The following is a 24909-nucleotide window of genomic DNA, read 5'->3' as shown; positions in this document are numbered from 1 at the left end:
CTGTTAGAATATTTAACGAAGTTAAACAAGCAAGAGTCAAAGATATGGCAGTTATTAAAGTAGAGGATTTCATCCAAAGTGTTGCAGACGCGCTGCAATTTATCTCATATTTTCATCCAAAGGATTTTGTGCAGGCAATGTATTGTGCTTATCAACATGAAGAATCAAAGCCAGCAAAAGATGCAATTGCACAAATCTTAATAAATTCACGTATGGCAGCTTATGGGCATAGACCAATTTGCCAGGATACAGGGATGGTATGTGCGTTCGTTAAAGTTGGTATGGATGCAAAGTTTGATCGTACGGATAGAACGATAACAGAACTTATCAATGAAGGTGTGCGTCGAGCATATTTAAACGAGGATAATCCGCTTCGCGCATCAATGGTAAGCCCACCACATGGTGCGCGCAAAAATACAAAAGATAATACTCCTGCAATTGTCCATATTGATATTGTGCATGGCTGTAAGGTTGAAATTGAGCTTGCTGCTAAAGGCGGTGGGTCTGAATTTAAGTCAAAATTTAAAGTATTAAATCCAAGTGATAGTATTGTTGATTGGGTCTTAGAAATGCTCCCAACTATGGGGGCTGGCTGGTGTCCACCTGGGATTATTGGAATTGGTATTGGTGGTACCGCAGAAAAAGCGATGTTATTGGCAAAAGAAGCGCTTGGTGAAGAGATCAATATGCTTGATATTCTTGCGCGTGGTCCACAAACAGAAATAGAAAAATTACGCGCTGAGTTATATCATCGAATTAATGAGCTAGGTATTGGTGCGCAAGGCTTAGGTGGTTTAACAACTGTTTTAGATGTAAAAATTCATGAATACTCAACGCATGCTGCGTGTAAACCTGTGGCGCTTATCCCTAACTGTGCAGCAACAAGACATGTACATTTTACTTTAGATGGTTCAGGGGTTGTAAAGCTCCCGGTGCCAAACTTAGATGATTGGCCTGAAATTACAGAAACGGATAACTCACAAGTAAAAAGAGTGAATTTAAATACGATAACGCAAGCCGAAATTGAAAATTTTCAACCAGGCGAAACTTTATTACTTAATGGTAAGTTATTAACAGGGCGTGATGCAGCGCATAAAAGAATTGTTGATATGGTAACAAGTGGTCAGACTCTGCCTGTAGATTTAAAAGGAAAATTTATTTATTATGTAGGACCTGTTGATCCAGTCGGTAATGAGGTAGTGGGACCTGCTGGACCCACAACTGCAACTCGAATGGATAAGTTTACGGATTTTATGCTAAGTAGACTTGGCATTGCTGGTATGGTTGGTAAGGCTGAGCGTGGTCAAGCAACGATTGACTCAATTAAAAAGCACAAAGCAGTCTATCTTATGGCAGTGGGGGGGGCTGCATATTTGATTTCTAAATCAATACGCAAAGCAAAAGTGGTTGGATTTGAAGATTTGGGAATGGAAGCAATTTATGAGTTTGAAGTTGAAGATATGCCCGTTATGGTGGCAGTGGATAGCAAAGGTACTTCCGTTCACGAAACAGGACCAAAAGAGTGGAAAATGAAGATTGTGGAAAGGATCCAATAACAGTGAAATATTTAACTGTTATATATAGATTCATCCAATTGTTTTTCGGTTTTAGCAACAACGGTAGTGACAGATACATCCCCTGTTACGTTTACCGCTGTTCTAACCATATCTAAAATACGATCAATTCCGATAATAAGTGCAATACCCTCTATAGGTAGACCAACCTGAGTGAGGACCAGAGTCAAAGTAATTAAACCAATTCCAGGCACACCTGCTGTGCCAATTGAACTTAATGTTGCGGTGATAATTACAATAAGATAGGAAAAAAGGCTTAGCTCAATATTGTAAACATGGGCTATAAAAACGGTTGCAACGCCTTGCATTATAGCAGTTCCATCCATGTTAATGGTGGCTCCTAATGGAATAGTGAAACCTGCCACCTTATTATCAATACCAATGCTTTTTTCGGCTGTTTTAAGTGTAACAGGTAAAGTTGCATTACTGCTTGCAGTTGAAAATGCAAATAATTGTACAGGTAACATTTTTTTAAAAAAGGTGGCAGGATTTAACCGTGCAAAAACAGCTATAAGTATGCCATTTGTGATAAATAAATGAATAACTAAAACTAGTAAAACGGTAAGAAAATACCCTAGTACATATACAAATTTATTTAACTCCGTAGTGATAACAAGCTTTGCAATAAGTGCAAACACACCATATGGTGTAAGCATGATAATAATGCTCACCAAAGACAAGATCACATCGTTTAAATCATCAAACCAGTTTTTAATGCGTTGCCCTGACTCTCCCGCAAAATTAATTGCTATTCCCAATAGTAGTGCAAACACAATAATTTGCAGCATATGACCTTGAGCAAGCGAATCTACTGGGTTAGCAGTAAATAAACTTAAAATCGTTTGCATAAAGCTTTGAGGTGCAGCAACAGTGAAGCTTAAGTTTTCGGTTGAAATGTTAGCTCCTGAACCGATTTTGAATAAAAGCGAGATTGATATAGCTAATGTAACTGCAATCGCTGTAGTGATAATATAAATTATAATGGTCTTGCCACCAATTCTCCCTAAGCTTTTAGGTTCAGAAACATTGCTTGCACCACAGACAATAGAAACCAGTACTAAAGGCACAACAAGCATCTTCATCAAAGTGATAAAAATTGAACCAATAAGCTGTAATATTCCATTGGTCATATAAGTATCTAGCCAGTACGTATTTGAAAATGGATGTAGAATTAAGCCAAAAATAGCACCTAAAAACATACCAATTAAAATGTTACGAGTTAATTTTTTACTAGTCATTCTCTCTCCTTTTTACAATATTTTGTATAAACAAAAAAACAATATATTAAAAGAAAAATAAAATGCAAGGTTAGAATTGTAATTGTGCTTTGCGAAAGTAGATCCAAATAAAGGGAATGAGAATAATCACAATATCAGCAAAAACAATAACCCCAGCATAAGCAAAAAGGTTTTCTATACGAGAGAAAGCAGGTGGAAAGATACCTAAGAATATGCCACAACAGCAAGCAACTATTCCTGATAGACAAACAACAATAAGTATTAAGTTATTGTTTTGTCTTCCAATCCGGAACATGCGTTGCGTGTTAGGTTCTTTGTAACGTAAGCGAATTGCAGCAGCAAAAATTAAAATCCACATAAAAGCCGTAAACTGTGAAGTCAAAGCAACAAGCATTGCAAAAGCAGCCTGGATAGTTGGCATAAATAAAAATACAAAAGAAAGTAGGCTGCTTATAACTCCTTGAGTTAGGAGCACATTGACCGGCATTTGATTGCTATTGAGTTTAGAGAATGCTGGTGGAAGTAAATTTTGTTGTGCTACCTCTTGCATAGCACGCGCAGGACCGAGCATCCAAGTGCTTAGAGCAGAGATCATCCCAACAACAATTAAAAATGCGATCAGCCCCCTAAATCTATCAAGTCCAACTAGATTTAGTACGTTTGTAATTCCTTGAATTAAACCATTCATCGGATTAATACTGTTATTTGGAATAGTAATAACAAGTGCTATAGTGGATATAGATGACAATAAAACAATAATAACGATAGAAAAAATCATTGCTTTAGGAATATTTTTTTTAGGGTTGACTACATTTCGAATATGAAAACAAGTAGCTTGAATACCAGAATAGCTTGCCAATGTTTTAACAAAAAGAGCAAAAGTTAAAAATGACATGCTAGGCAACCAATTTTCAAAATGAGTCAAATTAACCTGGTGCTCTCCAATTACGAGCATGTAAATTGCACCAGCTAAAAGTAGTATCCCAGGCAAAATCATACCAAAAAGTGCACCGACTACATTTAAAATGACAATCCTTTTTATGGGTAAAAAATTGAAAAAGGTAACAAGCCAGAAAATAGCAAGCATAGTGACAAAAAGTGTTAATTTATTGGTTTGCAGGCTATCAAACCCCATATAAGCAATAGTAGCTACAATTGCAGAAAGAGTTGCAGGGAAGCTGATCACATTGTTAAACCATCCCATCCAAATTGCAATGAGTCCTATTTTTGCTCCAAAAGCGCGCTTCACCCATGTGTATACTCCACCGTTGTCTTTGGTTAGCATCCCGCCTAACTCAGCAGAAACTAAAGCAGTTGGTACGAGAAAAAATATAGCTGCAATTGCATAAAAAAAGATGGAAGGTAAGCCAATAGTTGCCATGAAAGCAATTGAGCTTAAACTAATAATTGCAGTAATATTCATTAAGGTAAGTTTTGGCACGTTGAGTGCTTTGTTTTGTTGCATGATTTTTAATTTAGAAGGTCAGTTGAGCTTAAATTTGTTATCTTGAGCATAAAAAAATAAATAGCAAGTATAATCTGCAACAAAGGCTGTGTGGTCTGTAGTATACTAAAAAAATTATTTACTATAACCAGTAAAGCAGGATTGTGAATATCACTTTGTTAAATATTTTAAAGCAACTTAACTGTGAAAATTATACCGATGGAACAACCATCGGTAATAAGCTTAATATTACACGCGCAGCCGTGTGGAAAAATATTCAGAAATTACAAGATGAGTACCATATTGCAATTGAGTCAAACAAGGCGCATGGCTATAAGTTAATACAACCACTTATATTGCTAGATCAAAAACGTATTTTAGAACACATTCAACATAGTAATGTGCAATTAGACTGTTTGGTAAGCGTTGATTCAACGAATGATTATTTACAAAACAATGAATCAATATGTCCATATCACATTTGTCTGGCTGAGTATCAAAAAAAAGGTAAAGGTCGATTTAATCGAACGTGGATTTCACCTTTTGCAGAGAATTTATATTTTTCGTTAAAGACTACGCTTGCTAAAGAAATCGGAGAACTATCGGGACTTTCTTTAGCACTTGCGGTATGTGTAGCAAAAGTGTTAAGTTCACTTTTTACTGAGCTTGATATCAAAATCAAATGGCCGAATGATATATATCTGAATGAGAAGAAACTTTCTGGCATTTTAGTTGAAGTTAAAGCGGAATCAAACGCCCAAAGTCAGATCATTATTGGGATTGGCATTAATGTGAATATGTCTTTCAACCTAAACATTAGCCAGCCTTGGGTTTCTTTACAAGAAGTCTTGGGTCAATATGTTGATCGCAACATTTTAGCGATTAATCTTGCTAATGATGTCATTATCACACTCAAAAAATTTGAAGCATCAGGATTTATATCTTTCATAGAGAATTATCATCACTTTGATTATTTAACAGATAAGGAGATAACATTGAGCCTTCCCAATAACATGTTTGTTACCGGGATAGCACAAGGAGTAAATGAGCTGGGTCAATTACAGCTTTGCTGTGATCAAAAGCAAATAAAAACATTTGCATCAGGTGAAGCTTCGATTGTTAAGAAGTAGATTTTTGCTTCATTGTACTTCACTTCTATATTTTAAATAGTTTTCTGGGGTCTCTAATGAGATGCGTCCAATGCGTCCTTGACGAAAGTCTTGAATAATTTTCTCTGCAATATGGTGGTGGTTATTTTGTTGACCAATGAGCTTACCAATCTCTAATAAAAGCATCTCGCTATCTGCGTGAATCGTTTCAAGTTTGAATCTATCTGCAAGAAGCTTGGGATAATCTTCTTTTAAAAGCTCAAGTAAGAAATAAGCAGTTAACGGATAATCCATTGCAGTGTCACGAATAGAGCCAATGGCAGCAAGCTTATAACCACAACCTTCATCTTTAGGACTGGGAAACATAATGCCTGGAGTATCGTTTAAATAAAAATATTTTTCAATTTCAATTTTTTGCTGCTGTTTGGTTACTGCAGGTTCATTACCTGTTTTGGCAATTTTACGCTTAGCCAATGTGTTAATTAAAGTTGATTTACCAACGTTAGGGATTCCAAGGATAACTGCACGTATAGGTTTCAAAACTGTTCCACGATGAGGCAGCTCATGTTTACAGATTTCAATGATTCTTTGCGCGCTATTTTTATTATGAGCAATATCCAAGCTCAATGCCTTACCATTGTAAAATTTAAGCCATTGATTTGTAATAATCGGGTCAGCTAGGTCTTGCTTAGATAAAACTTTAACAATAGGTTTGCCTTTAGCAACTTCATGTAAAGCAGGATTAGCGCTTGCCTCTGGTGCGCGCGCATCGATAACTTCAATTGCGATGTCAATTTGCGGCATAAGCTTTTTAAGCTCTTTTGTGGCTTTGTGCATGTGCCCTGGAAACCAGTGGATCATAAAACTGGGGGATATTAATTTAAATTAGTAGCAACATTAGCGTATTTGGCTTTGGAAGTAAACGTTAGGAGGCATTATTTCCTTGCATCTTAGGAATGAGTATTGTAGAATTGTGCCGCTATAAATTCGTCTGATTTTATGATAAATAAAGAATTTTGGTCACATGAGTAATACATGGCATTTAAGTGAGGTGAGAAGTATGCCAGCAGTACGTGTTAGAGAAACTGAACCGTTTGATGTAGCATTACGCCGTTTTAAGCGTAGTTGTGAAAAAGCAGGAGTTGTTTCTGAACTCCGCCGTAGAGAGTTCTATGAAAAGCCAACATGGGAGCGCAAGCGCAAAAAAGCCGCTGCTGTTAAGCGCTCTATGAAGCAATCAATGCGTTCAAATCCAGCTGCACACCGTCGCTAGATAGTACGCAAAGAATACACAGCCATCTATGCTTTTGAGTATAGGTGGCTGATCCATTTATAGAGACTTTAATTTACTAAGAAAATGGGTAAATTTTAGTAAGTTTGTGCTGTGTGGTTGCAATGTGCAGGAATATAGTTGACAATACAAGCATAAAAATCAAAAGTTATTTTTTAACAAAATTTTCAAGCATAACCTTAGGATTTATTAAATGTCTGAGATACGAGCACGCTTAATTGAAGATATGAAAAGCTCCATGAAGAATAAAGATAAGAATCGCCTGGCAACAATTCGTATGGCACTAGCTGCATTTAAACAAAAAGAAATTGATGAGCGTGTGGAAATAATAGAAAGTGATATCATTAGTATTTTGAGTAAAATGATTAAGCAGCGCAAAGAATCTGCTGAGCAATTTAAAAGAGCGGGGCGTGATGAGCTTGCACAAAAGGAACTAGAAGAGATAGAAATCTTGCAAGACTATTTACCTAAAGCTTTGTCTGAGAATGAGATAATTGAGATTATTCAGCGTGCTATTTTAGAAGTAGGGGCATCATCTATCAAAGATATGGGTAAAATTATGAGTGCAATTAAGGCTGAGCTTAATGGTCGAGCAGATATGGGTAAAGTTGGCTCAATGATCAAATCACAATTATCCTAGTGAGTGCTAATGAAAGGGAACATTCCCGCTGATTTTGTACACCAAGTAGTAGCGGCAAATAATATTGTTGAACTCATTGCAAAATATACAACGCTAAAGAAAACAGGCAAAAGCTACATGGGCTGTTGTCCATTTCATCATGAAAAAACTCCCTCTTTTTCGGTCAGTCCTGATAAGCAAATTTACCATTGCTTTGGTTGTCATGCCTCAGGTGATGTGATCGATTTTTTATCTAACTATAATGGTTTGAGTTTTGTAGAAGCGATTGAGGAGCTTGCAGCTTTACAGAATTTGGAGGTGCCTTATGAAGCAACAAATAGACACGGACAAAAAACTGATGTAACCAACAAAATTTATGAAGCTTTGGTAGCGGCAAGTAAATATTATCGTTGGTGTTTGCGTTACGATAGAAATAAAACAGAAGTTATTGATTATATTAAATCTCGCGGGATTAATGCAAAAACAGCGCAACATTTTCAGATAGGCTATGCACCAGATAAGTGGCAAAGTCTTTATGATCTCCTAGTCAAACAGTATTCATTAGATGTGCTTGATCAAGCAGGGCTTATCGTAAGTAGGGAAAAAGGGGGGGCATATGATCGCTTTCGTGATCGAGTTATTTTTCCAATTCGTAATCGCAAAGGTCAAATAATTGGTTTTGGTGGACGCGTGTTACCCAATAAAGATGCAAAGCCTAAATACTTGAATTCACCAGAAACGCCAGTCTTTTTTAAAAACCAAGAGCTTTATGGTCTATATGAGTTGAAACTTCAATATAAAAATCCAGATCAAGTTGTAGTAGTTGAGGGTTATATGGACGTGGTAGGATTGTATCAGCATGGTTATCCATTTGCCGTAGCAACCTTAGGAACTGCACTTTCTCAGACCCACGTTAAGCTTTTGTTTCGTACCACAGAACAAATTATACTGTGTTTTGATGGTGATGCTGCTGGGCAAAATGCAGCACTACGTGCATTTGAGATGGTGTTACCATTTTTAAGTCAAAACAAAAAAGCGCGTTTTCTAACTTTGCCTCAAGAGCATGATCCTGATTCATATATTCAAGCCGTTGGACTGGAATTATTTAAACAAGAAGTGCTTGAAGCAACTCCAGCAGCAGATTTTTTTATTCAATACTTGCTTGCTAAATACACTTTGTCGAGTGCAGATAGTTTGGCAGAGTTGATCGAAGAGCTAAAGCAGATATTAAAAAATGTACCCGAAAGTGCGTACACTGAGATAATCATTCAACAGTTAGCAAAGGCGGTGGATACTTCAGTTCTTCAGCTTAAACGGATGATTGCACAAAAAAACAGTGATAAAAAAATGCTAAATAATGAGCGTATGAAGCGTTGGGTGCTCAATACTAACAAGGTAAGCTTGATCGAAAAAGCTTTAAGTTTCGTCATTAATATGCCAAGTGAAGTGCACAGAGCATTTCAAGGCAAAGAAGAAATAGAGTTTGAATGTGTTACGGAGCAGCATTTTATTTTACTTGATGCTTTGAAAATAATCAGGCAAAATAACGGGCTGTCTTCTGCGCTGCTGGTACAAATGTTATCTGAAAAATATGAGCAATTTCGAGCTTATTTTTATCAGTTGCTGCAATTGCCGATTGAGCTTCAGGCACCACAGTTGATTGATGAGTTAGTGGCGATGTTAGATAAAATTATTAAGCAGGCATGTCAAAATGAATTAGAACACCTGATATTAAAAGCAAAGACTTCTATCTTAACAGCGACAGAAAAACAAAGAATGCAAAATATTTTGCACAAAATACGAAAAACATAGCTACCTTTAGATCGTGTTGTCATGACATGGTTAACTAAGATGGTGTATAAAATAGGTGAGATTTTAATGTCAGATCAAACAAAAGAACAGCAATTATCTCGAATAAAAGAATTATTGGCGCTTGGTCGTGAGCAAGGTTATTTGACTTATGCTGATGTGAACGACTATTTGCCGGATGAAATTACTGATCCTGAGCGCATTGAAGAAGTCATTCAGATGATTAATGATGTCGGTGTTAAGGTATTTGAATCAACACCGAATGCAGAGGATTTATTATTGCTTGAAGCGGAAGCTGAAAGCACATCTGATGAGGATGCCGTACAAGCACTGTCTTCTGATGGTGATTTTGGACGTACCACCGATCCAGTTAGGATGTATATGCGTGAGATGGGTTCGGTCGATCTTTTAACTCGCTCAGGGGAAATTGAAATTGCAAAACGCATCGAGCAAGGCACAAAAGAAGTGCTTAATGCACTTTCTGAGTATCCTTTTGTGATCAAGTCCTTATTGGGGCGTTATCAAGACTTAATGGATGTAGCGCGCGAAGAATACAATGCACTTGAAGATGAAGAAAAAAAAGAAACTCTACTTTATAAATTTGTCAAATTTTCTGATTTAATTTCAGGGTTTAACGAGGGTGAAGAGATTGATGCAACAGGGACAGATGTTGGCTCTATGCTTGATAATCCTGAAGAGACTTTGGAAGATGCGGCAACTGAGGAAGTTGCTGAAGATGAGGATGATTCAGGGAGCGCATCAGTTGCAGATACTTCGGAAGATACAGGTCCAGATCCTGATCTTGCTGCACAAAAATTTGCTGAGTTAGAAGCTAAGTTTAACTATCTGCTAGATCAGGATGCAGGCAGTCAGGTTTACAAAGATGCACTCAATCAAGTTTCAAGCTTATTTTTAAGTTTACGTTATACTAGTGCGCAATTAAACCGATTGATCAATGCTATCCGTGCTTTGGTGACTGAAGTTCGTGCGTATGATCGTAAGCTTATGCGTTTATGTGTTGAAAGAGGAAAAATGCCAAAGCAATATTTTGTTAATCAATTTCAAGGACATGAAACGGATATCGATTGGTTAGATAAAGCTGTTGCAAAATACCCTGATTTGGTCAACGTATTGGAAGAAGCAAAGTCAATTCAAATTAAGCTTGGTTTAATTGAAGATCGTGCTGATATGTCGATCTATGAATTAAGAGAAGCCAGTAAACGTATTTCAGTTGGTGAAGCTAAAGCCAGACGTGCTAAGAAAGAAATGATTGAAGCAAATTTACGTTTGGTGATTTCAATTGCTAAAAAATATACTAATCGCGGGTTACAGTTCTTGGACTTGATTCAAGAAGGTAACATTGGTTTGATGAAGGCAGTAGATAAATTTGAGTATCGGCGTGGTTATAAGTTTTCAACTTATGCAACTTGGTGGATTCGTCAAGCCATTACACGTTCAATTGCAGATCAGGCGCGTACAATTCGAATTCCAGTGCATATGATAGAGACAATTAATAAACTTAATCGCATCTCACGTCAAATTTTGCAAGAGACGGGTAAAGAAGCAACACCAGAGGAGTTAAGCCAGCACATCGATATGTCGGAAGATAAAATTCGTAGGATCATGAAAATTGCTAAAGAACCAATTTCAATGGAAACACCGATTGGTGACGATGAAGATTCAAATTTAGGTGATTTTATTGAGGATTCGATCTCTGATTCTCCCGTTGATAGTGCAACAGGTGAAAGTTTGCGTGAAGTTACCAAAGAAATTTTAAGCACATTGACAGAACGAGAGGCAAAGGTGCTTCGTATGCGCTTTGGAATTGATATGAATACCGATCACACTTTAGAGGAAGTAGGTAAGCAGTTTGACGTGACACGCGAGCGTATTCGTCAGATTGAAGCTAAGGCGTTACGTAAACTTAGACATCCATCACGTTCAGAAACGCTAAAGAGTTTCTTGTCTGAGTAGTAAAAGATGTCAATAAAACAGGAGACTAGCATGAATGTCAGAAGTTTGAAGGATGTGGGTTTTGTGGGAGTGATGGTAATGGTATTAACAGGATGTGCAAGTCGCTGTATTACCATGCCTGCAAATGCCAATACATCACAGAGCTTTGGCTCAGGTTTTGGTCAGTTAAAGGCTATTCAGTTAAGTACAAGAACTTCTGCTGGTGATACGCTGCAAGGGCAAGTGATCGTAGAGAATAAAAAATCGTCCAACCAGCAATTTCAATACCAGGTGCAATGGCTAGATAAAAATGGATTTAATGTGGGGCAGTTACAACCATGGACGCCAGTTGAACTGTATGGAGACTTGCAAAAAACCATAACATTTAGTGCTCCAACACCACAGGCAACAAGCTACAATATTTCTTTTTGTCGCGTTTAACTTTAGTTTGTATGAAGCTAATAGCTAGCTGAATGTAAATGGCTATAGATTAGTTGCAACCTCAATCATTTTAATTTATTTTGGCAGTAAATGAGACAAATATCTATTGATTTGTAGAGAAAAGGTAACAAGTGATAAGATTTTTGTATTTGTTAAATTATGAGTGATTTATTTGATAATTTCTAAAAGACAAAGACAAAGACAAAGACAAAGACAAAGACAAAGACAAAGACAAAGACAAAGACAATATTACCCGTTTATCCTGACCAATAAATTACATGACTTCAAAACAGTTGGAAAATATGATGGAGTTGAAAATTCAAAAGTGTCTCAAATGCGCGGGGTAGGTTAGTGTTTAAAACGGAGTCTGTAATATGTTTAAAGCTAATTGGGAAAAAACAAGCATTACACATGAATTATCAGAAGGTGTTATAGAAAAAATGGTACGGCTTGCCTATCCCGACCAAAAGCTCAATTCTTTTCAGTTCACCGCTGGTGGTTGTGCTAACCTTAACATCAAGTTTCTACTTGAAGATAAAAAACAACCTTTAATTTTGCGTCTTTATTTGCGCGATAGGGACGCGGTTTACCGTGAGCAAAAATTAGCAACATTATTAAAACAAAATATACCAGTACCACTGACGTATTATACAGGCATACTTGAAAAGTATAGTTTTGCAATTACTGAGTTTATGCCAGGAATTTCTCTTCGAGATCTTTTGTTAAGGAGGGATGCTTCACATGAGATCAGCCTAATCATCTATAAGGTAGGCATAATTCTTTCAAAAATTGCATCTTATGAATTTCCACAAGCAGGATTCTTGGATAAAAAATTAAGAGTTATTCCTCATGAATCATCTAATGATTATTTGAGTTTTGCTCAAGATTGCTTAAAGCATGAAACCATTTTATCTGTGCTTACGCCAGCAATGATTTCAGTAATTAACGAAATTTTTAGTCAATACAGCTATATGTTCCCTAGGGAAAGCGAAAAAAATCTTGTTCATGGCGATTTCGATCCAGCAAATATTTTGGTAGACAAAATTAATGGTGTTTGGAAAGTGGTTGGTATTTTAGATTGGGAATTCGCTTTTTCAGGATCAGTTCTATGGGATGTTGCTAACATGCTTAGATAGGCTCATAAAATGCCATCAGAGTTTCAAACTACTTTTCTAAATGGATTGAGGGATGGTGGGATTAAATTACTTGGGAATTGGCGTAGAACTTTAAACCTATTGAATTTATTATCTCTGCTTGATTGTCTTAAGAGATCAGACTTCAATAATCACCCTAATCGATGCGCTGACATTTTTGATTTAATCAACGATATTTTAATCGATTTTAATACTGTAAAGCTATGACATATAAAATCACACTGATTTCTTCTATATCTCTTTTGTTCGCCACGCATAATATGGTACATTAAGTCGATATTTTTATCTCGTCAGTTTCATTAAATTAAGGGTAGTCATGAGCAATAAAGAACAGGCATTAAATTCCGCATTGACACAGATTGAAAGGCAATTTGGGAAAGGCTCCATTATGCGCATGGGGGACACAGATTTAGTCAAAGACATTGAAGTGATTTCAACTGGTTCGATTGGATTAGACGTTGCTCTTGGTGTTGGCGGTTTACCAAAAGGGCGCGTTGTTGAAATATATGGTTCGGAGTCTTCAGGTAAAACAACTTTAACTTTACAAGCGATTGCACAATGTCAAAAAAATGGTGGTACGGCCGCGTTTGTCGATGCGGAACATGCACTTGATCCTGTTTATGCCGAAGCATTAGGAGTTGATCTTAAAAATCTCATCGTTTCGCAACCAGATACAGGAGAGCAGGCGTTAGAGATTGTTGATATGTTGGTGCGTTCAGGTGCAGTTGATATCGTGGTAATTGATTCTGTTGCTGCGTTGACACCAAAAGCAGAAATCGAGGGCGAAATGGGTGATTCACACATGGGATTACAGGCACGTTTAATGTCACAAGCCTTACGTAAGCTTACGGCCAATATCAAGCGTTCTAATACACTGGTAGTGTTTATTAACCAAATTCGAATGAAAATTGGTGTAATGTTTGGTAATCCTGAAACAACGACAGGGGGTAATGCACTTAAGTTTTATGCTTCTGTTCGTTTAGAAATAAAACGTGGTAGTCCCATTAAAAAAGGGGAGGAAATTTTAGGTAATGAGACTAAGGTGAAAGTCGTTAAAAATAAGGTTTCTCCACCATTTAAGCAAGCGGATTTTGATATTTTGTATGGTGAAGGAACTTCGCTTGAAGGCGAGCTTATTGATTTAGGTGTTAAGTATAATATTATAGATAAAGCAGGTGCTTGGTATAGCTATAATGGAGAGCGTATTGGTCAAGGCAAGGATAATGTGCGGGCATATTTAAAAGAAAATCTGACAATAAAAGAGAGCTTACATAAAACCATCTTGGAACAACTATTGCCAAACGTAACTAAAAACCAATCTGTCGTTAACGATGCAAAAGACCAACTCTGAGCGAGTTTATCTTCTTTATCTTTTAGCAAAGCAAGATTATTCGTATGCACAACTTAAGCAAAAGCTTAAGCTTCGAGGAAATTTATCATTAGAGCAAATAGAGTCGTTACTAGATGAGTTTATTCAAAACGGTTGGCAGTCTGATTTGCGCTATGCTCATATGGTTGTATCAAGCTGTCTTAATAAGCATTATGGATTGCTACGGATTCAACAAAAACTTATATATGAAAAAGGTGTGGATCCTGCGACGTTAGGCAAGGTATTATCTTTACTTGAAATCGATTGGGTTAAAGAAGCTAGACTATGTTATCGGAAAAAATATCATGATCAACCCATCACTGATTTAAAAGATAAACAAAAGCGTATTCAATATTTATTGCGTCAAGGTTATGGATTGGACCTTGCAGTGCAGACTTGCAACAACTTACGACAGGATATTGGATAGCTTTCATTGATAGGGTTGAATACCCGTTAATTGGCAAATGTTCTTGATGTAATGCTTGACTTTACTAGGTATGGTAATTAAATCCTGAATAATGGTTAAGTTGCGTAAGACTGGAAAGAGCATAATATCATCCCAAGACAGTTGATCACCGCTGGCAAATGGATGAGTAAGGAATGTGTTGAGTACATCTAGCAATGGAGTTGTTTTATCGATAGACGCTTGTGGAAAGCGCAAACTTGCTTTGAAACAACCAATATATTTTTCTTTTTTATGTTCAAAATAGTCTTTGGCACTTTGCGTTGGAAAATCTTGGTGATTTTGTGGATGGTTAATAAAGCGTGGATAAACAACTGACTTACTGGTATTGTTTATATCGCTGATAAGTTTGATAAGTGTGTCTGTAGTGACTATTTCTTGGCTCAATATTGGCTTTCTATCAAAGTTATTCAGATATTGGCAAATATCCAGACTTTCGATTAAAAAATTACCATTTTCTTTTTGCAAAAAGGGAACTTGTTTTTTCCCAATTAAATCCAGATGTGCTTTCTCATCATCATTAGCAAGAAAAATAAGATCAAGTGGAATTTTTTTAAAGCCTGCTACAATACGTGGGCGAATACAAAAGGGACAGTGTTGATAAAGATAGAGTTTCATCGTCATATTTTTATTCTCTATGATTAATAGACTCTCATTGTGTGTTATTTTAAAGCGCGTGTAAATATACAAAAAACCTTAATTAATCAATTATTGTTGGTTTTGAATTGGGCTTTTTACGGATGTTCTTGCCAATGTTAGTCTTTTTCTTTTTAGTTTTTTGAGAATTGGATGATTTTGAATCAATTAATTTTATAGGGTCAACCTTTCTATTGGTTGCTAGTTTTTTACGTGCGCGCTTAGCTGCGGCTTTAATTTCACTCGATTTGATGCGTGCCTTACGTTTTAGGTGTGGATTGTGATTTTGTTCATGAATGTTGCTTCGACCTTTGCCATTTAATGTGAGTTCAAAATCAATTTGCATTTCATCTAAGTTAACACGAACGAGTTGCACTTGTACTTTTTGTCCTATGCTATAGCTAACTTTAGTACGTTGACCAATAAGACGATGTTGTGCTTCGTCAAAGATATAATAATCACTATGCATAGTAGAGATATGCACAAGCCCTTCGATGTAGTTGTCTATCAATTCAACATACATTCCGAATCCAGTGACATGAACAATTTTGCCAGCAAACAGTTCACCAATACGGTTGTGAAGAAAGTGACATTTTAGCCATTTTTCAACATCCGTGGATGCAGAATCTGCATTGCGTTCTTGGTTTGAAGCATGAGAGCAAAGCTCATTTAATTGAGTATAGGTATAACTTTTAGCACCAAATTTTTTCTCACTAATAATCGATTTAATAGTGCGATGAGTCAATAAGTCAGGATAGCGACGAATAGGTGATGTGAAATGAGTATAAGCAGGGTAGGCTAAACCAAAATGCCCTTGATTGTCAGGTGTGTAAATTGCCTGATTCATGCTTTTTAAGGTCATCAATTGGATATTGGCAAAGTCTTCTCGATCTTTAGCTTGTTCGAGCATGTGGCTATAGTCAGCAGAAGTAACTCCTTTCTTGTTAGGTTTAAAACTAATCCCTAAGGAGTGTAAATAGGCTCTCAGATCCTCAATTTTGCCACTCGGAGGTGCGCCATGTACACGAAATGGTGCATGTGCTTTGTGTTTTTCAATAAATTTGGCTGTTGCGACGTTAGCCATCAACATACATTCTTCAATTACTTTATGAGCTTGATTGCGTTGACGTGGAACAATAGCCTCGATATGGTTATGTTCATTAAGAATAATTTGAGTTTCAACCTTATCAAAATCAATCGCACCTCTTATTTTTCGTGCCTTGGCAAGTATTTGATATAAGTCATATAAGTCAAAAAGGTTTGGGACAAGTTCAGGTTGTTGGTAGTAAATATGTGACTCTTTATGATTTAAAAGTTTGCTAACTTCAGTATAAGTTAGGCGTGCCTTAGAGTTAATCACTCCAGAATAAAATTTATAACGTGACAGGCGAGCACTTTGACTGATGTTCATTTCACAGATCAATGCTAAACGATCAACGTTAGGCTTTAAAGAACAAAGTTCGTTAGAAATCTTTTCTGGCAACATCGGAATAACATAGCCAGGAAAATATACAGAAGTTGACCGACTTTGAGCATCTTTATCTAAGGTAGAATCAGCTCGAACATAGTAAGAGACATCTGCAATCGCAACGTATAATTTCCAACCATCAGTTGAGCTTTTATGTGCATAAACCGCGTCATCAAAGTCTTTTGCATCTTCACCGTCTATTGTGACAAACGGCAAGTGGCGTAAATCAACACGCTCAATGATTTCATCAGGCAGCACCTGTTGTGGTAGCGTAGTAACAAATTTTTCGGTTTTTTTAGACCATGCTTCAATTAGATTGTGCTTTCTACTTGCAATTGAAATAGCAGTGAGAATAGGGGATTGTTCTTCAAGCAATTCAGTAAATTCAGCTACTGCTGGAGATATGGGTGAAGGGTAAATAATCACTTTAGCCTTAATCAGGGCATCAGGTTCTAGCGCTTTTTTGGGAGGTAGTAATAAAATATGGCGTGACATAGTTTTGCTAACCGGCTGGATTAAATGGCTATCTAGCTGCTGGCTGTAACGACCAATGATTTCCGTTGTATTGCGTTGAATAATACTGTCAATTCTGGCTTCTAATTTGTGTTTGCGATTTAAACCAAGGATAACAGCACAGACCTTATCACCATTGAACACCAGTTTTGCTTGGTGTTGTGGTAAGAAAGCACTGTACATTTTATCTTCTGTGGTAACAATGGCATTACCATCATTTTCAACGCGTACTATACCCGTAACAATATGTTGCTTTTGTTTAAACAATCTAAAATATTGTCCATCTTGTTCAAGTTGTTCATCTCGAGTCATTGCCCCTAAGCGATTAGCAAGCGCATCAAGTTGTCGATTGCGTTTAAGTGACAACGCTTCAGCAATGTTTTCAAAAACTGTAGGTTGATTTAAATCTTTAAGATAAGCCAAAATCACATCACGACTTGGAATTGGATCATCATATTTCTGTGCTTCATTTTCCCTGTTGGGATCATTTTTAATTGTGTATTTCGTGCCCATTATTGATGATGCCTTGTAAAAAGAGTTGTTTTTTAATCAAGTTACCTTGTTCAAAATAGCCGATTGCAACAAAGTGCCCTTGATCATAAATTCTTGCAATTCCACTAAAGTTCCTTTCTAATTGTAGTTTTCCTTTTGAGTAAAATAAACTATGTGCGTCGCAAGGTATAGTAAAAATTGGGGTATCTGTAAATACACATTCTGTATTAAGTACCCTACTATGGCGTTGGGTAATAGTTAGTTGCTCTAAATTATCAATTTCAAGCATGATTTGACTGCTAAGCAGACCACATTGTGTACGTGTAAGCTTAGTTAAATGACCATCAGTGCCAAGTGCTTGAGCGATATCCATGCCAAGTGTGCGAATATAGGTGCCTTTAGAGCAGTGAACATCAATATTTATCGTATGCTTATATGCGTCGTAGTCAATAAGTTTAAGTGCGAAAATAGTTATTACTCTTGGTTTTCGCTCTATTTCAATACCTTTACGAGCAAACTCATATAATGGCACACCTTGATGTTTAAGGGCTGAATACATAGGTGGTACTTGTTTAATTTGACCAATAAAGCGCTGAAGTGTGGTGTTGATTGTCTCTTCATCCAGCACTGGAATATCACTTGTACGAATTACTTGACCTTCTATATCACCACTGTCAGTGCTAATACCTAATTGGATGGTGGCTTCATAGCTTTTATTTGCATCTAATAAATATTGCGAAATGCGTGTAGCTTGCCCAAAGCAAATTGGGAGTACGCCTGTTGCCAATGGATCAAGGCTTCCTGTATGCCCTGCTTTTTGAGCATTAAACGCCTTTTTAATGCGCTGAAGAGCTTGATTAGAAGAAAGACCATAAGGCTTATTAATAATGATAATACCATTTAAAGCGATCCCTTTTCTTTTGCGTGCCATTTTAGTCTTCTTTTATATTGATTGCATTTAATGCGATTTTGGCTGCGGCATGTTCAGCCTGTTTGCGTGACTTCCCTTTAGCACAGTAAGTCTTCTCAAGGCTACCTAAAGATACTTCAACAGTAAAGGTTTGGTCATGATCCAAGCCTTCAGTAGCAATAACAGTATAAATAGGATGAGTTTGGATCTTAGCCTGTAAATATTCTTGTAGACGTGATTTTGGATCTTTAGTGTGTTCTTCTATATTGAGTGTTCTAAGTGCATCGTCATACCAGCTTAAGATTTGTTCTTTAACAGTGTTCATATCACTATCAAGATAAATTGCACCTATAATTGCCTCAAAAGCATCTTCTAATAAACGAGCACGCTTATATCCGCCAGATTTGAGTTCTCCAACACCAAAGGACATGTATTCACCTAGATCGAAACGCTTGGCTATATCAGTTAGCATTTTGCCTCGGACTAAATACATGCGCAGAAGAGACAAATTGCCTTCATCTTCGTGAGGAAACCTTTGGTAAAGTGCTTCAGCCATTACAAACCCAAGAATGGAGTCGCCCAAGAACTCTAAACGCTCATTATGTTCTTTTTGCTTGCTTCGATGTGTAAGCGCTTGTTGAACCAATGCTTCATTTTTAAAATGATAGCTAATACGACGATATAAAGAAGAATAATCAACTCTCATACTACAATACTCGCGCTATTTGGTTCCAGCGAATAGAGTTGTTTAAACTGTTCCAACTAAACCAGACAAAGCGTGCTTTACCAACCAAGTCTTTCTCTGATACGAATCCCCAATAGCGGCTATCCTCACTGTTGTCTCGGTTATCCCCCATTACAAAATACATCCCTTGTGGTACAACAAGATTGGTAAAATCTGCTGAAGGGGTATTTGCAATCATATCAATCTCGTGTGGTGTATTACCAAGGTGCTCCATACAAATCGTGTTTGCACCATTGCCATTGTAGCTATTAATTTGATCGTATTTACAATTGCTGTATTCAATAGACTTGCCATTAATTGTGAGCTTTTTATTTTGGTAAGAAATGACATCTCCTGGTACGCCAACAACACGCTTAATAAAATCGACATTAGGATTAACCGGAAAATGAAACACAACGATATCGCCACGTTGAGGGTCACCTGTTTTAATCCAGATAGCGTTGGTGATTGGATTTCGAATGCCATAAGCTGTTTTGTTGACAAGGATAAAGTTACCAACAGGAAGCGTTGGTGTCATTGATGCAGAGGGAATGAGAAAGTTCCCAATTAAAAAACCGCGTAGAATGAATACAATCAAAAACACACTAAAAAGCGAGCGCGCATAATCGGCTAAAAAAGGTGCTTTTAACGCTTTGTTTTTTTGGATAAACTTATGGCGTTCTTTTTTGCTCATGCCTTTTAGTTGGTCGATAACAGGCGCTAAACGCTTAGGTTCAAACTTAAATTTATCAATTATGGCGATAATGCCAGAGGCTATGGTTAACACCAACAACCAAAAGCTAAAATCTATATTCATAATAATATTTACTATCCTTAACTATTCTACGTTCGTTATTATACGTTGTAAGCAAAAAATCGCCATGCTTTTTTCCTACTTCAAAGCAATTAAAGAAGGCAAATGAAGTTAAACCTCCATGAGGATATATTTCCTTTAGCGTGCTGCGATCAACGGGAGGTTGCAGTGAGCCCCGACTTACTTGTGGCGGAGATAGGAAGTTGAGCTCAAAGTTTATTAGAGAGCGATTATTGATCAACTTATGTTTTTATCTACCTTCAATGTAAAAAGCATTAAAGTTTGCTATACAATAGCATTTGGTTTGATTATTCTAAATAGACTATTTTTGGGAAAAAATACAAGGGAGCGCTTTATGCAAATTATTTCAAGTAATGTCTATATTGGTCCTAATTTATATGCCAATTTCCCAGTGATCCGACACGTAATTGATTTGGGTATTTTAGAGCATTGGCCATCTGCAAAATTAGGTGATGAGTTTATTGATAAGTTGGTGGAAGCCTTATCAGGGTTAAAAGAGCATGGTTGTTCATACCGAGAGCCAGGTGGTTTTATTCGTCGTATGAAAGAAGGTAAAGGGACTTGGATGGGACATATTTGGGAACATGTGGCCATTGAACTTCAAGATATTGCAGGTAGCCAAGTAAGTTTTGGTAAAACAAGAAGTACGGGACTGCCTGGGCAATATAATATGGTGTTTGAATACAAGCAAAAAGATGTTGGTTTACAGGCAAGCTATCTTGGGCGTGATTTACTATTATCCTTATTACCTAAACACTTACAACAAGAGCTCAATGTCAATTTGGAGACTTTTGATTTTGAAGAGCAAAAAGTGGGCTTCATTAAGTTTGCGCAAAGTAAGGAGTTTGGTCCAAGTACAGGGTCGTTAGTGGAAGCTGCAACAAAGCGTGATATTCCTTACATACGCCTAAATGAACACTCATTGGTGCAGTTTGGGCATGGTAAGTACCAAAAACGTATTCAAGCAACAATTACAAGCGAAACTAAGCATATTGCGGTTGAGATTTCATGTGATAAAGCGCAAACCAATACTATCTTAAATGGTTTGGGGTTACCCGTGCCCAAGCAAAGAACTATACGTTATGAAAGCGATGCCATTTCAGTGGCAAAACATTTAGGTTACCCACTTGTGGTTAAGCCATTGGATGGTAATCATGGGAGAGGAATTACAATTAATATTCAGGATGAAGAAACTTTGAAAAAAGCTTACGCCGTTGCTAAAGAGCATGGTCGTTGGGTAATTGTGGAGCAGTATGTTGAGGGTTTTGACCATAGGATGTTAGTTGTTAATGGTAAGCTTGTAGCCGTGGCAAAACGTGTACCAGGACATATTGTTGGTGATGGTAAGCATAGCATTACTGAGCTTGTGGATATTGTAAATGAAGACCCAAGACGTGGTGTGGGACATGAAAAAGTATTAACACGTTTAGAACTTGATCATCAAGCATTGATGCTACTTGAAAAAGCAGGCTTAAATGTAGAGAGTGTTTTAGCAGAAGGGGAGACTTTCTATTTACGTAAAACGGCAAATCTATCAACAGGTGGTACAGCAATTGATATGACGGATGTTGTGCATCCAGACAACCGTGAAATGGCTGAGCGTGCAGTTACTGCTATTGGTTTGGATGTTGGTGGCGTTGACTTTTTATCACCTGATATTACTCAATCTTATCAAGAAGTAGGTGGAGCAATTTGTGAAGTTAATGCTGCTCCTGGTTTTAGAATGCATGTTTCTCCAAGTGAAGGTCAATCTAGAGATGTTGCTGGTGCTGTGATGGATATGCTGTTTCCTAATACAGAATGTGCACGAATTCCAATTGCTGCAATTACAGGTACCAATGGTAAAACAACAACAACGCGTATGGTAGCACACATGTGGAAAATTGCAGGCAAATCTGTTGGCTTTACAACAACAGATGGAGTTTACGTTAATGGCAAGCAAACAGTTGCAGGTGATATGACAGGGCCTAGATCAGCACAAATGATATTAAGGGATCCTGCCGTAGAGGTTGCAGTGTTTGAAACCGCGCGCGGTGGCTTATTAAGAAGTGGCTTAGGATATGATTATTGTAACGTTGGTGCTTGTATCAATATTTCTGAAGATCATATGGGGTTAAAGGGCGTTAATACACTAGAGGAGCTTGCTGATGTCAAGCGAATCGTTACCGATGCTGCTCATGATGTAGCTGTATTTAATGCAGATGACCCACATTGTTTACGATTATCTGCTTATACAAATGCACAGCACATCATGTATGTAACGATGAATCCAGAGCATGGTTTAGTGAAAGAACATATTCGCACAGGTGGGAAAGCGGTTGTCATAGAGAAAGGTGTCAATGGTGATATGATTACAATTTTTGATAATCACATTCATATGCCTGTATTATGGACACATTTGATTCCAGCAACAATGGAAGGTCGTGCTATTCATAACGTACAAAACGCGATGTTTGCAGTAGCAATTGCTTATAGCATGAATATGAGCTTAGATGACATTAAAAATGGCTTACGCACATTCACTACTTCATTTTACCAAGCACCAGGCAGAATGAATTGGTTTGATGAGCATCCATTTAAAGTATTGTTGGATTATGCACACAATCCTGTAGCAGTTGAAGCAATAGGTAAATTAGTTGAGAAAATTGAGGTAAAAGGTTTTAAAACTTGTGTAATTGCGGCACCTGGAGATAGGCGAGACCAGGATGTGTTGAATCTGGCAAAAGCAGCAGCAACTTATTTTGATCGTTTTATTTGTAAGCAAGATAATGGATTAAGAGGGCGAGAGTATGGTGAAATTCCGTGTTTATTAAAGCAAGGATTGTTAGAAGCAGGTGTAGCAAGTCAAAATATAGAAATTATTGAAGAAGAAGCTCAAGCAGTTGATACGGCACTTAATCATGCCAAAGCAGATGATCTAGTTGTGATTTTTGCCGATGACATTAAAAAAACCTGGAAACAGATCATTCACTTTAATAAGCTAGAGTCAGCATTAGGGGAGATCCCACAACAAGTAAACAAGCATGCCATTACGTTATCTCAAAGTCATGGGTTGGCAAAAGAGATCGTTGAAATGATGCAAGCAGGGATTATTGCCGATGAGCGCGGTGTGCGAATTGCTGTGCATGCTGATGAAGATGCAGACTAAAAAGGGTAAATGTTATGATTGATCTACCAGAAGGGTATTCTCGTCGCTTAGTGGGACCAAACCTTTTTTTCAGCGAAACAGGGACGGTGTTAGATATTCCATTAAAGTCACATCAGCAAGAGTTGGTTAACATCTGGCAGAATGTGTGTAAGCGTGTTTTAACTGAACTTAATTGGGGAGAGTATAAGCTTGCTTATAAAATCTATAATGGTGGTTTACGCCTAGCATTTACCGCACCTGTCGATATTCTTTTAGCTGCCTGCGATGTGATTGATTATACCTGGAAAGAAGCTTGTTATAGATTTTTGCATAAACAGGAATTCGTTGTTTGCAAAGAGGCTAAGGATGTTTTGCAAAAAATGATCAAAGCAGAACAAAATCCAGCCTATCGCGTACTTTATGCCAAAGCTAAAACACATGGAGTGAATGTTTTTCGAGATGGTGATGAAGCTTATGTTGGCTCTGGCGTCGGTAGATATAAAGTATCTTTATTAACGGATGATTATTTATCTATTCCTTGGCAAGATGTATATGATGTGCCAGCAGTGATTGTCACTGGAACAAATGGCAAAACAACAACGGTGAGGTTAACCTATTACATTTGCCAACAAGCAGGAAAGTTAACAGGTTATGCTTCAACAGATTGGGTAGTGATTAATGATCAGATCATAGGTAAAGGTGATTATTCAGGACCAACAGGACATCAATTTGTTTTAACCAATCCTCAAGTGGAGATAGCCGTGTTAGAATCAGCACGAGGTGGTCTATTAAAGCGTGGACTTATTGAAACTCAAGTTAAAGCTGCTACGATTACGAATGTATCACCTGATCATATGGGTGAAGATGGTGTTGAAACACTTCAGGACCTTATTGAAGCAAAATGTATCGTTTATCGAGGATTAGCAGGTGAAAACGCATATGCTGTGATCAATCTGGATGACGTTCATTTAGCAAGTTTAGTCAATGTGATTAAAAAACCTAATAAAATTCTGATTAGTAAAAACCCAATTGAAGTATCCCAATTAGGTACTTTATCGGATAAGGATAAAGCTTGTTACGTTAAAAATAACGTATTTATTTGGTGGGAAAACTATAAAGAGCATATACTTGTTAAGCTAACAGATATTCCACTGACCATTAATGGTGCGGCTAAACACAACATTGAGAATACATTGCATGCGATTGCTTTAGCTTATGCACTGGGTATATCTTTAGATGATATTGGACATGCGCTTACAACTTATAAGAACGATATAAATCAAAATCAAGGCAGAGCAAATATCTATAAGCTTCAATCTGGAGCAACGGTTATTGTTGATTTTGCTCATAACCCAGCAGGTTTAGATGCAATTTTATCTCTTGCACGTCACTACTGTAACAAAGACTCAAGGCTTTCATTAATGCTTGGTACAACAGGAGATAGGATTAACTTAATTGATGATTGTTCAAGGGTAGTTGTGCAATATCAACCAAGCCAGATTTTTATTAAAGAGCTCAAAAAATATTTACGTGGTGCAAAGTTAGGAGAAATTCCTCAAAAAGTAGCAGTATCCTTAGCTCATTTTGGCATAAAACAAGATACAATCTTTTTTGTTGAAGATGAGCTATCTGGTGCAAAACAAGCATTACAAAATTTACAATCAGATGATGTATGTGTGCTTTGCTGTCATGATCAGATCACACCAGTAACAGATTTGGTAAAAACATTTTGCTAATAAA

The 24909-nt window shown here is 37.2% G+C and carries 20 protein-coding genes; 12 read left to right on the top strand and 8 right to left on the bottom strand.

The window, feature by feature from the left end; all coding sequences use genetic code 11:
- Positions 1–44 precede the first annotated feature (44 nt).
- Positions 45–1556, top strand: a complete 1512-nt coding sequence (locus tag M1V25_RS03145; protein WP_498842405.1) for a fumarate hydratase — start codon at positions 45–47, stop codon at positions 1554–1556.
- Positions 1557–1567: 11 nt separating this feature from the next.
- Here the strand turns inward: M1V25_RS03145 and M1V25_RS03140 are convergent, their stop codons facing one another.
- Both M1V25_RS03140 and M1V25_RS03135 read right to left on the bottom strand, forming a co-directional pair.
- Entirely contained in the window at positions 1568–2812 is a 1245-nt protein-coding gene (locus M1V25_RS03140; RefSeq protein ID WP_498842404.1) for a dicarboxylate/amino acid:cation symporter, read from the bottom strand.
- 70 nt (positions 2813–2882) lie between these two features.
- Complete coding sequence (locus tag M1V25_RS03135) at positions 2883–4277, bottom strand: APC family permease (RefSeq protein WP_498842403.1); 1395 nt, start codon at positions 4275–4277, stop codon at positions 2883–2885.
- A gap of 143 nt (positions 4278–4420) precedes the next feature.
- Between M1V25_RS03135 and M1V25_RS03130 the strand changes: the two genes are divergently transcribed.
- Positions 4421–5386, top strand: a complete 966-nt coding sequence (locus M1V25_RS03130) for a biotin--[acetyl-CoA-carboxylase] ligase (RefSeq protein ID WP_116963974.1) — start codon at positions 4421–4423, stop codon at positions 5384–5386.
- 9 nt (positions 5387–5395) lie between these two features.
- Here the strand turns inward: M1V25_RS03130 and ylqF are convergent, their stop codons facing one another.
- Positions 5396–6226: a ribosome biogenesis GTPase YlqF gene (ylqF, locus tag M1V25_RS03125; RefSeq protein ID WP_116963973.1), complete on the bottom strand. Its 831-nt coding sequence runs from the start codon at positions 6224–6226 to the stop codon at positions 5396–5398.
- 199 nt (positions 6227–6425) lie between these two features.
- Here ylqF and rpsU point away from each other — a divergent pair, with 199 nt between their 5' ends.
- From rpsU to M1V25_RS03085, 8 genes are all read left to right on the top strand, one after another.
- A complete protein-coding gene (gene rpsU / locus M1V25_RS03120) occupies positions 6426–6638 on the top strand; it encodes a 30S ribosomal protein S21 (protein WP_116963972.1) in 213 nt (70 codons plus the stop codon).
- A 211-nt stretch (positions 6639–6849) separates the two neighbouring features.
- A complete protein-coding gene (locus M1V25_RS03115; RefSeq protein WP_116963971.1) occupies positions 6850–7296 on the top strand; it encodes a GatB/YqeY domain-containing protein in 447 nt (148 codons plus the stop codon).
- A gap of 9 nt (positions 7297–7305) precedes the next feature.
- Positions 7306–9087: a DNA primase gene (gene dnaG / locus M1V25_RS03110; RefSeq protein ID WP_498842402.1), complete on the top strand. Its 1782-nt coding sequence runs from the start codon at positions 7306–7308 to the stop codon at positions 9085–9087.
- Positions 9088–9126: 39 nt separating this feature from the next.
- Positions 9127–11058: an RNA polymerase sigma factor RpoD gene (rpoD, locus tag M1V25_RS03105; protein WP_275667769.1), complete on the top strand. Its 1932-nt coding sequence runs from the start codon at positions 9127–9129 to the stop codon at positions 11056–11058.
- 30 nt (positions 11059–11088) lie between these two features.
- A complete protein-coding gene (locus tag M1V25_RS03100) occupies positions 11089–11478 on the top strand; it encodes a YcfL family putative periplasmic lipoprotein (RefSeq protein ID WP_498842401.1) in 390 nt (129 codons plus the stop codon).
- 374 nt (positions 11479–11852) lie between these two features.
- Complete coding sequence (locus M1V25_RS03095) at positions 11853–12614, top strand: aminoglycoside phosphotransferase family protein (RefSeq protein WP_498842400.1); 762 nt, start codon at positions 11853–11855, stop codon at positions 12612–12614.
- A gap of 334 nt (positions 12615–12948) precedes the next feature.
- The gene (recA, locus tag M1V25_RS03090) at positions 12949–13983 is read left to right on the top strand and encodes a recombinase RecA (protein ID WP_116963967.1); all 1035 of its coding nucleotides are present in this window, start codon (positions 12949–12951) and stop codon (positions 13981–13983) included.
- Positions 13964–14428 carry a regulatory protein RecX gene (locus tag M1V25_RS03085; RefSeq protein WP_498842399.1) on the top strand — a complete coding sequence of 155 codons (465 nt, stop codon included), beginning with the start codon at positions 13964–13966 and terminating at the stop codon, positions 14426–14428. The genes recA and M1V25_RS03085 overlap by 20 nt, the downstream gene beginning before the upstream one ends.
- A gap of 3 nt (positions 14429–14431) precedes the next feature.
- Here the strand turns inward: M1V25_RS03085 and grxB are convergent, their stop codons facing one another.
- The 5 genes from grxB to lepB all read right to left on the bottom strand — a co-directional run bounded on the left by grxB (position 14432) and on the right by lepB (position 20024).
- Positions 14432–15088, bottom strand: coding sequence for a glutaredoxin 2 (gene grxB, locus M1V25_RS03080; protein WP_498842398.1), 657 nt, complete (start codon positions 15086–15088; stop codon positions 14432–14434).
- 76 nt (positions 15089–15164) lie between these two features.
- Complete coding sequence (gene rnr / locus M1V25_RS03075) at positions 15165–17594, bottom strand: ribonuclease R (protein ID WP_498842397.1); 2430 nt, start codon at positions 17592–17594, stop codon at positions 15165–15167.
- Entirely contained in the window at positions 17572–18504 is a 933-nt protein-coding gene (gene truB / locus M1V25_RS03070) for a tRNA pseudouridine(55) synthase TruB (RefSeq protein WP_116963963.1), read from the bottom strand. The genes rnr and truB overlap by 23 nt, the downstream gene beginning before the upstream one ends.
- Position 18505: 1 nt before the next feature.
- A complete protein-coding gene (gene rnc, locus M1V25_RS03065; RefSeq protein ID WP_498842396.1) occupies positions 18506–19189 on the bottom strand; it encodes a ribonuclease III in 684 nt (227 codons plus the stop codon).
- 1 nt (position 19190) lies between these two features.
- Positions 19191–20024 carry a signal peptidase I gene (gene lepB, locus M1V25_RS03060; RefSeq protein WP_116963961.1) on the bottom strand — a complete coding sequence of 278 codons (834 nt, stop codon included), beginning with the start codon at positions 20022–20024 and terminating at the stop codon, positions 19191–19193.
- A gap of 352 nt (positions 20025–20376) precedes the next feature.
- Here lepB and cphA point away from each other — a divergent pair, with 352 nt between their 5' ends.
- On the top strand, positions 20377–23190 hold the full coding sequence (gene cphA, locus M1V25_RS03055) for a cyanophycin synthetase (RefSeq protein ID WP_498842395.1): 2814 nt from the start codon (positions 20377–20379) through the stop codon (positions 23188–23190).
- Positions 23191–23204: 14 nt separating this feature from the next.
- On the top strand, positions 23205–24905 hold the full coding sequence (locus M1V25_RS03050) for a Mur ligase family protein (RefSeq protein WP_498842394.1): 1701 nt from the start codon (positions 23205–23207) through the stop codon (positions 24903–24905).
- Positions 24906–24909 lie beyond the last annotated feature (4 nt).

It is taken from the genome of Candidatus Nebulibacter yamunensis, assembly GCF_024208055.1.
Lineage (GTDB): Bacteria > Pseudomonadota > Gammaproteobacteria > Francisellales > Francisellaceae > Caedibacter > Caedibacter lacustris.
This window is presented reverse-complemented; position numbering and strand designations above follow the sequence as displayed.

Coding starts and splice junctions, on each gene's coding strand:
- M1V25_RS03145 (WP_498842405.1), top strand. CDS start 45: ATGGCAGTTATTAAAGTAGAGGATTTCATCCAAAGTGTTGCAGACGCG.
- M1V25_RS03140 (WP_498842404.1), bottom strand. CDS start 2,812: ATGACTAGTAAAAAATTAACTCGTAACATTTTAATTGGTATGTTTTTA.
- M1V25_RS03135 (WP_498842403.1), bottom strand. CDS start 4,277: ATGCAACAAAACAAAGCACTCAACGTGCCAAAACTTACCTTAATGAAT.
- ylqF (WP_116963973.1), bottom strand. CDS start 6,226: ATGATCCACTGGTTTCCAGGGCACATGCACAAAGCCACAAAAGAGCTT.
- rpsU (WP_116963972.1), top strand. CDS start 6,426: ATGCCAGCAGTACGTGTTAGAGAAACTGAACCGTTTGATGTAGCATTA.
- M1V25_RS03115 (WP_116963971.1), top strand. CDS start 6,850: ATGTCTGAGATACGAGCACGCTTAATTGAAGATATGAAAAGCTCCATG.
- dnaG (WP_498842402.1), top strand. CDS start 7,306: ATGAAAGGGAACATTCCCGCTGATTTTGTACACCAAGTAGTAGCGGCA.
- rpoD (WP_275667769.1), top strand. CDS start 9,127: ATGGTGTATAAAATAGGTGAGATTTTAATGTCAGATCAAACAAAAGAA.
- M1V25_RS03100 (WP_498842401.1), top strand. CDS start 11,089: ATGAATGTCAGAAGTTTGAAGGATGTGGGTTTTGTGGGAGTGATGGTA.
- M1V25_RS03095 (WP_498842400.1), top strand. CDS start 11,853: ATGTTTAAAGCTAATTGGGAAAAAACAAGCATTACACATGAATTATCA.
- recA (WP_116963967.1), top strand. CDS start 12,949: ATGAGCAATAAAGAACAGGCATTAAATTCCGCATTGACACAGATTGAA.
- M1V25_RS03085 (WP_498842399.1), top strand. CDS start 13,964: ATGCAAAAGACCAACTCTGAGCGAGTTTATCTTCTTTATCTTTTAGCA.
- grxB (WP_498842398.1), bottom strand. CDS start 15,088: ATGACGATGAAACTCTATCTTTATCAACACTGTCCCTTTTGTATTCGC.
- rnr (WP_498842397.1), bottom strand. CDS start 17,594: ATGGGCACGAAATACACAATTAAAAATGATCCCAACAGGGAAAATGAA.
- truB (WP_116963963.1), bottom strand. CDS start 18,504: ATGGCACGCAAAAGAAAAGGGATCGCTTTAAATGGTATTATCATTATT.
- rnc (WP_498842396.1), bottom strand. CDS start 19,189: ATGAGAGTTGATTATTCTTCTTTATATCGTCGTATTAGCTATCATTTT.
- lepB (WP_116963961.1), bottom strand. CDS start 20,024: ATGAATATAGATTTTAGCTTTTGGTTGTTGGTGTTAACCATAGCCTCT.
- cphA (WP_498842395.1), top strand. CDS start 20,377: ATGCAAATTATTTCAAGTAATGTCTATATTGGTCCTAATTTATATGCC.
- M1V25_RS03050 (WP_498842394.1), top strand. CDS start 23,205: ATGATTGATCTACCAGAAGGGTATTCTCGTCGCTTAGTGGGACCAAAC.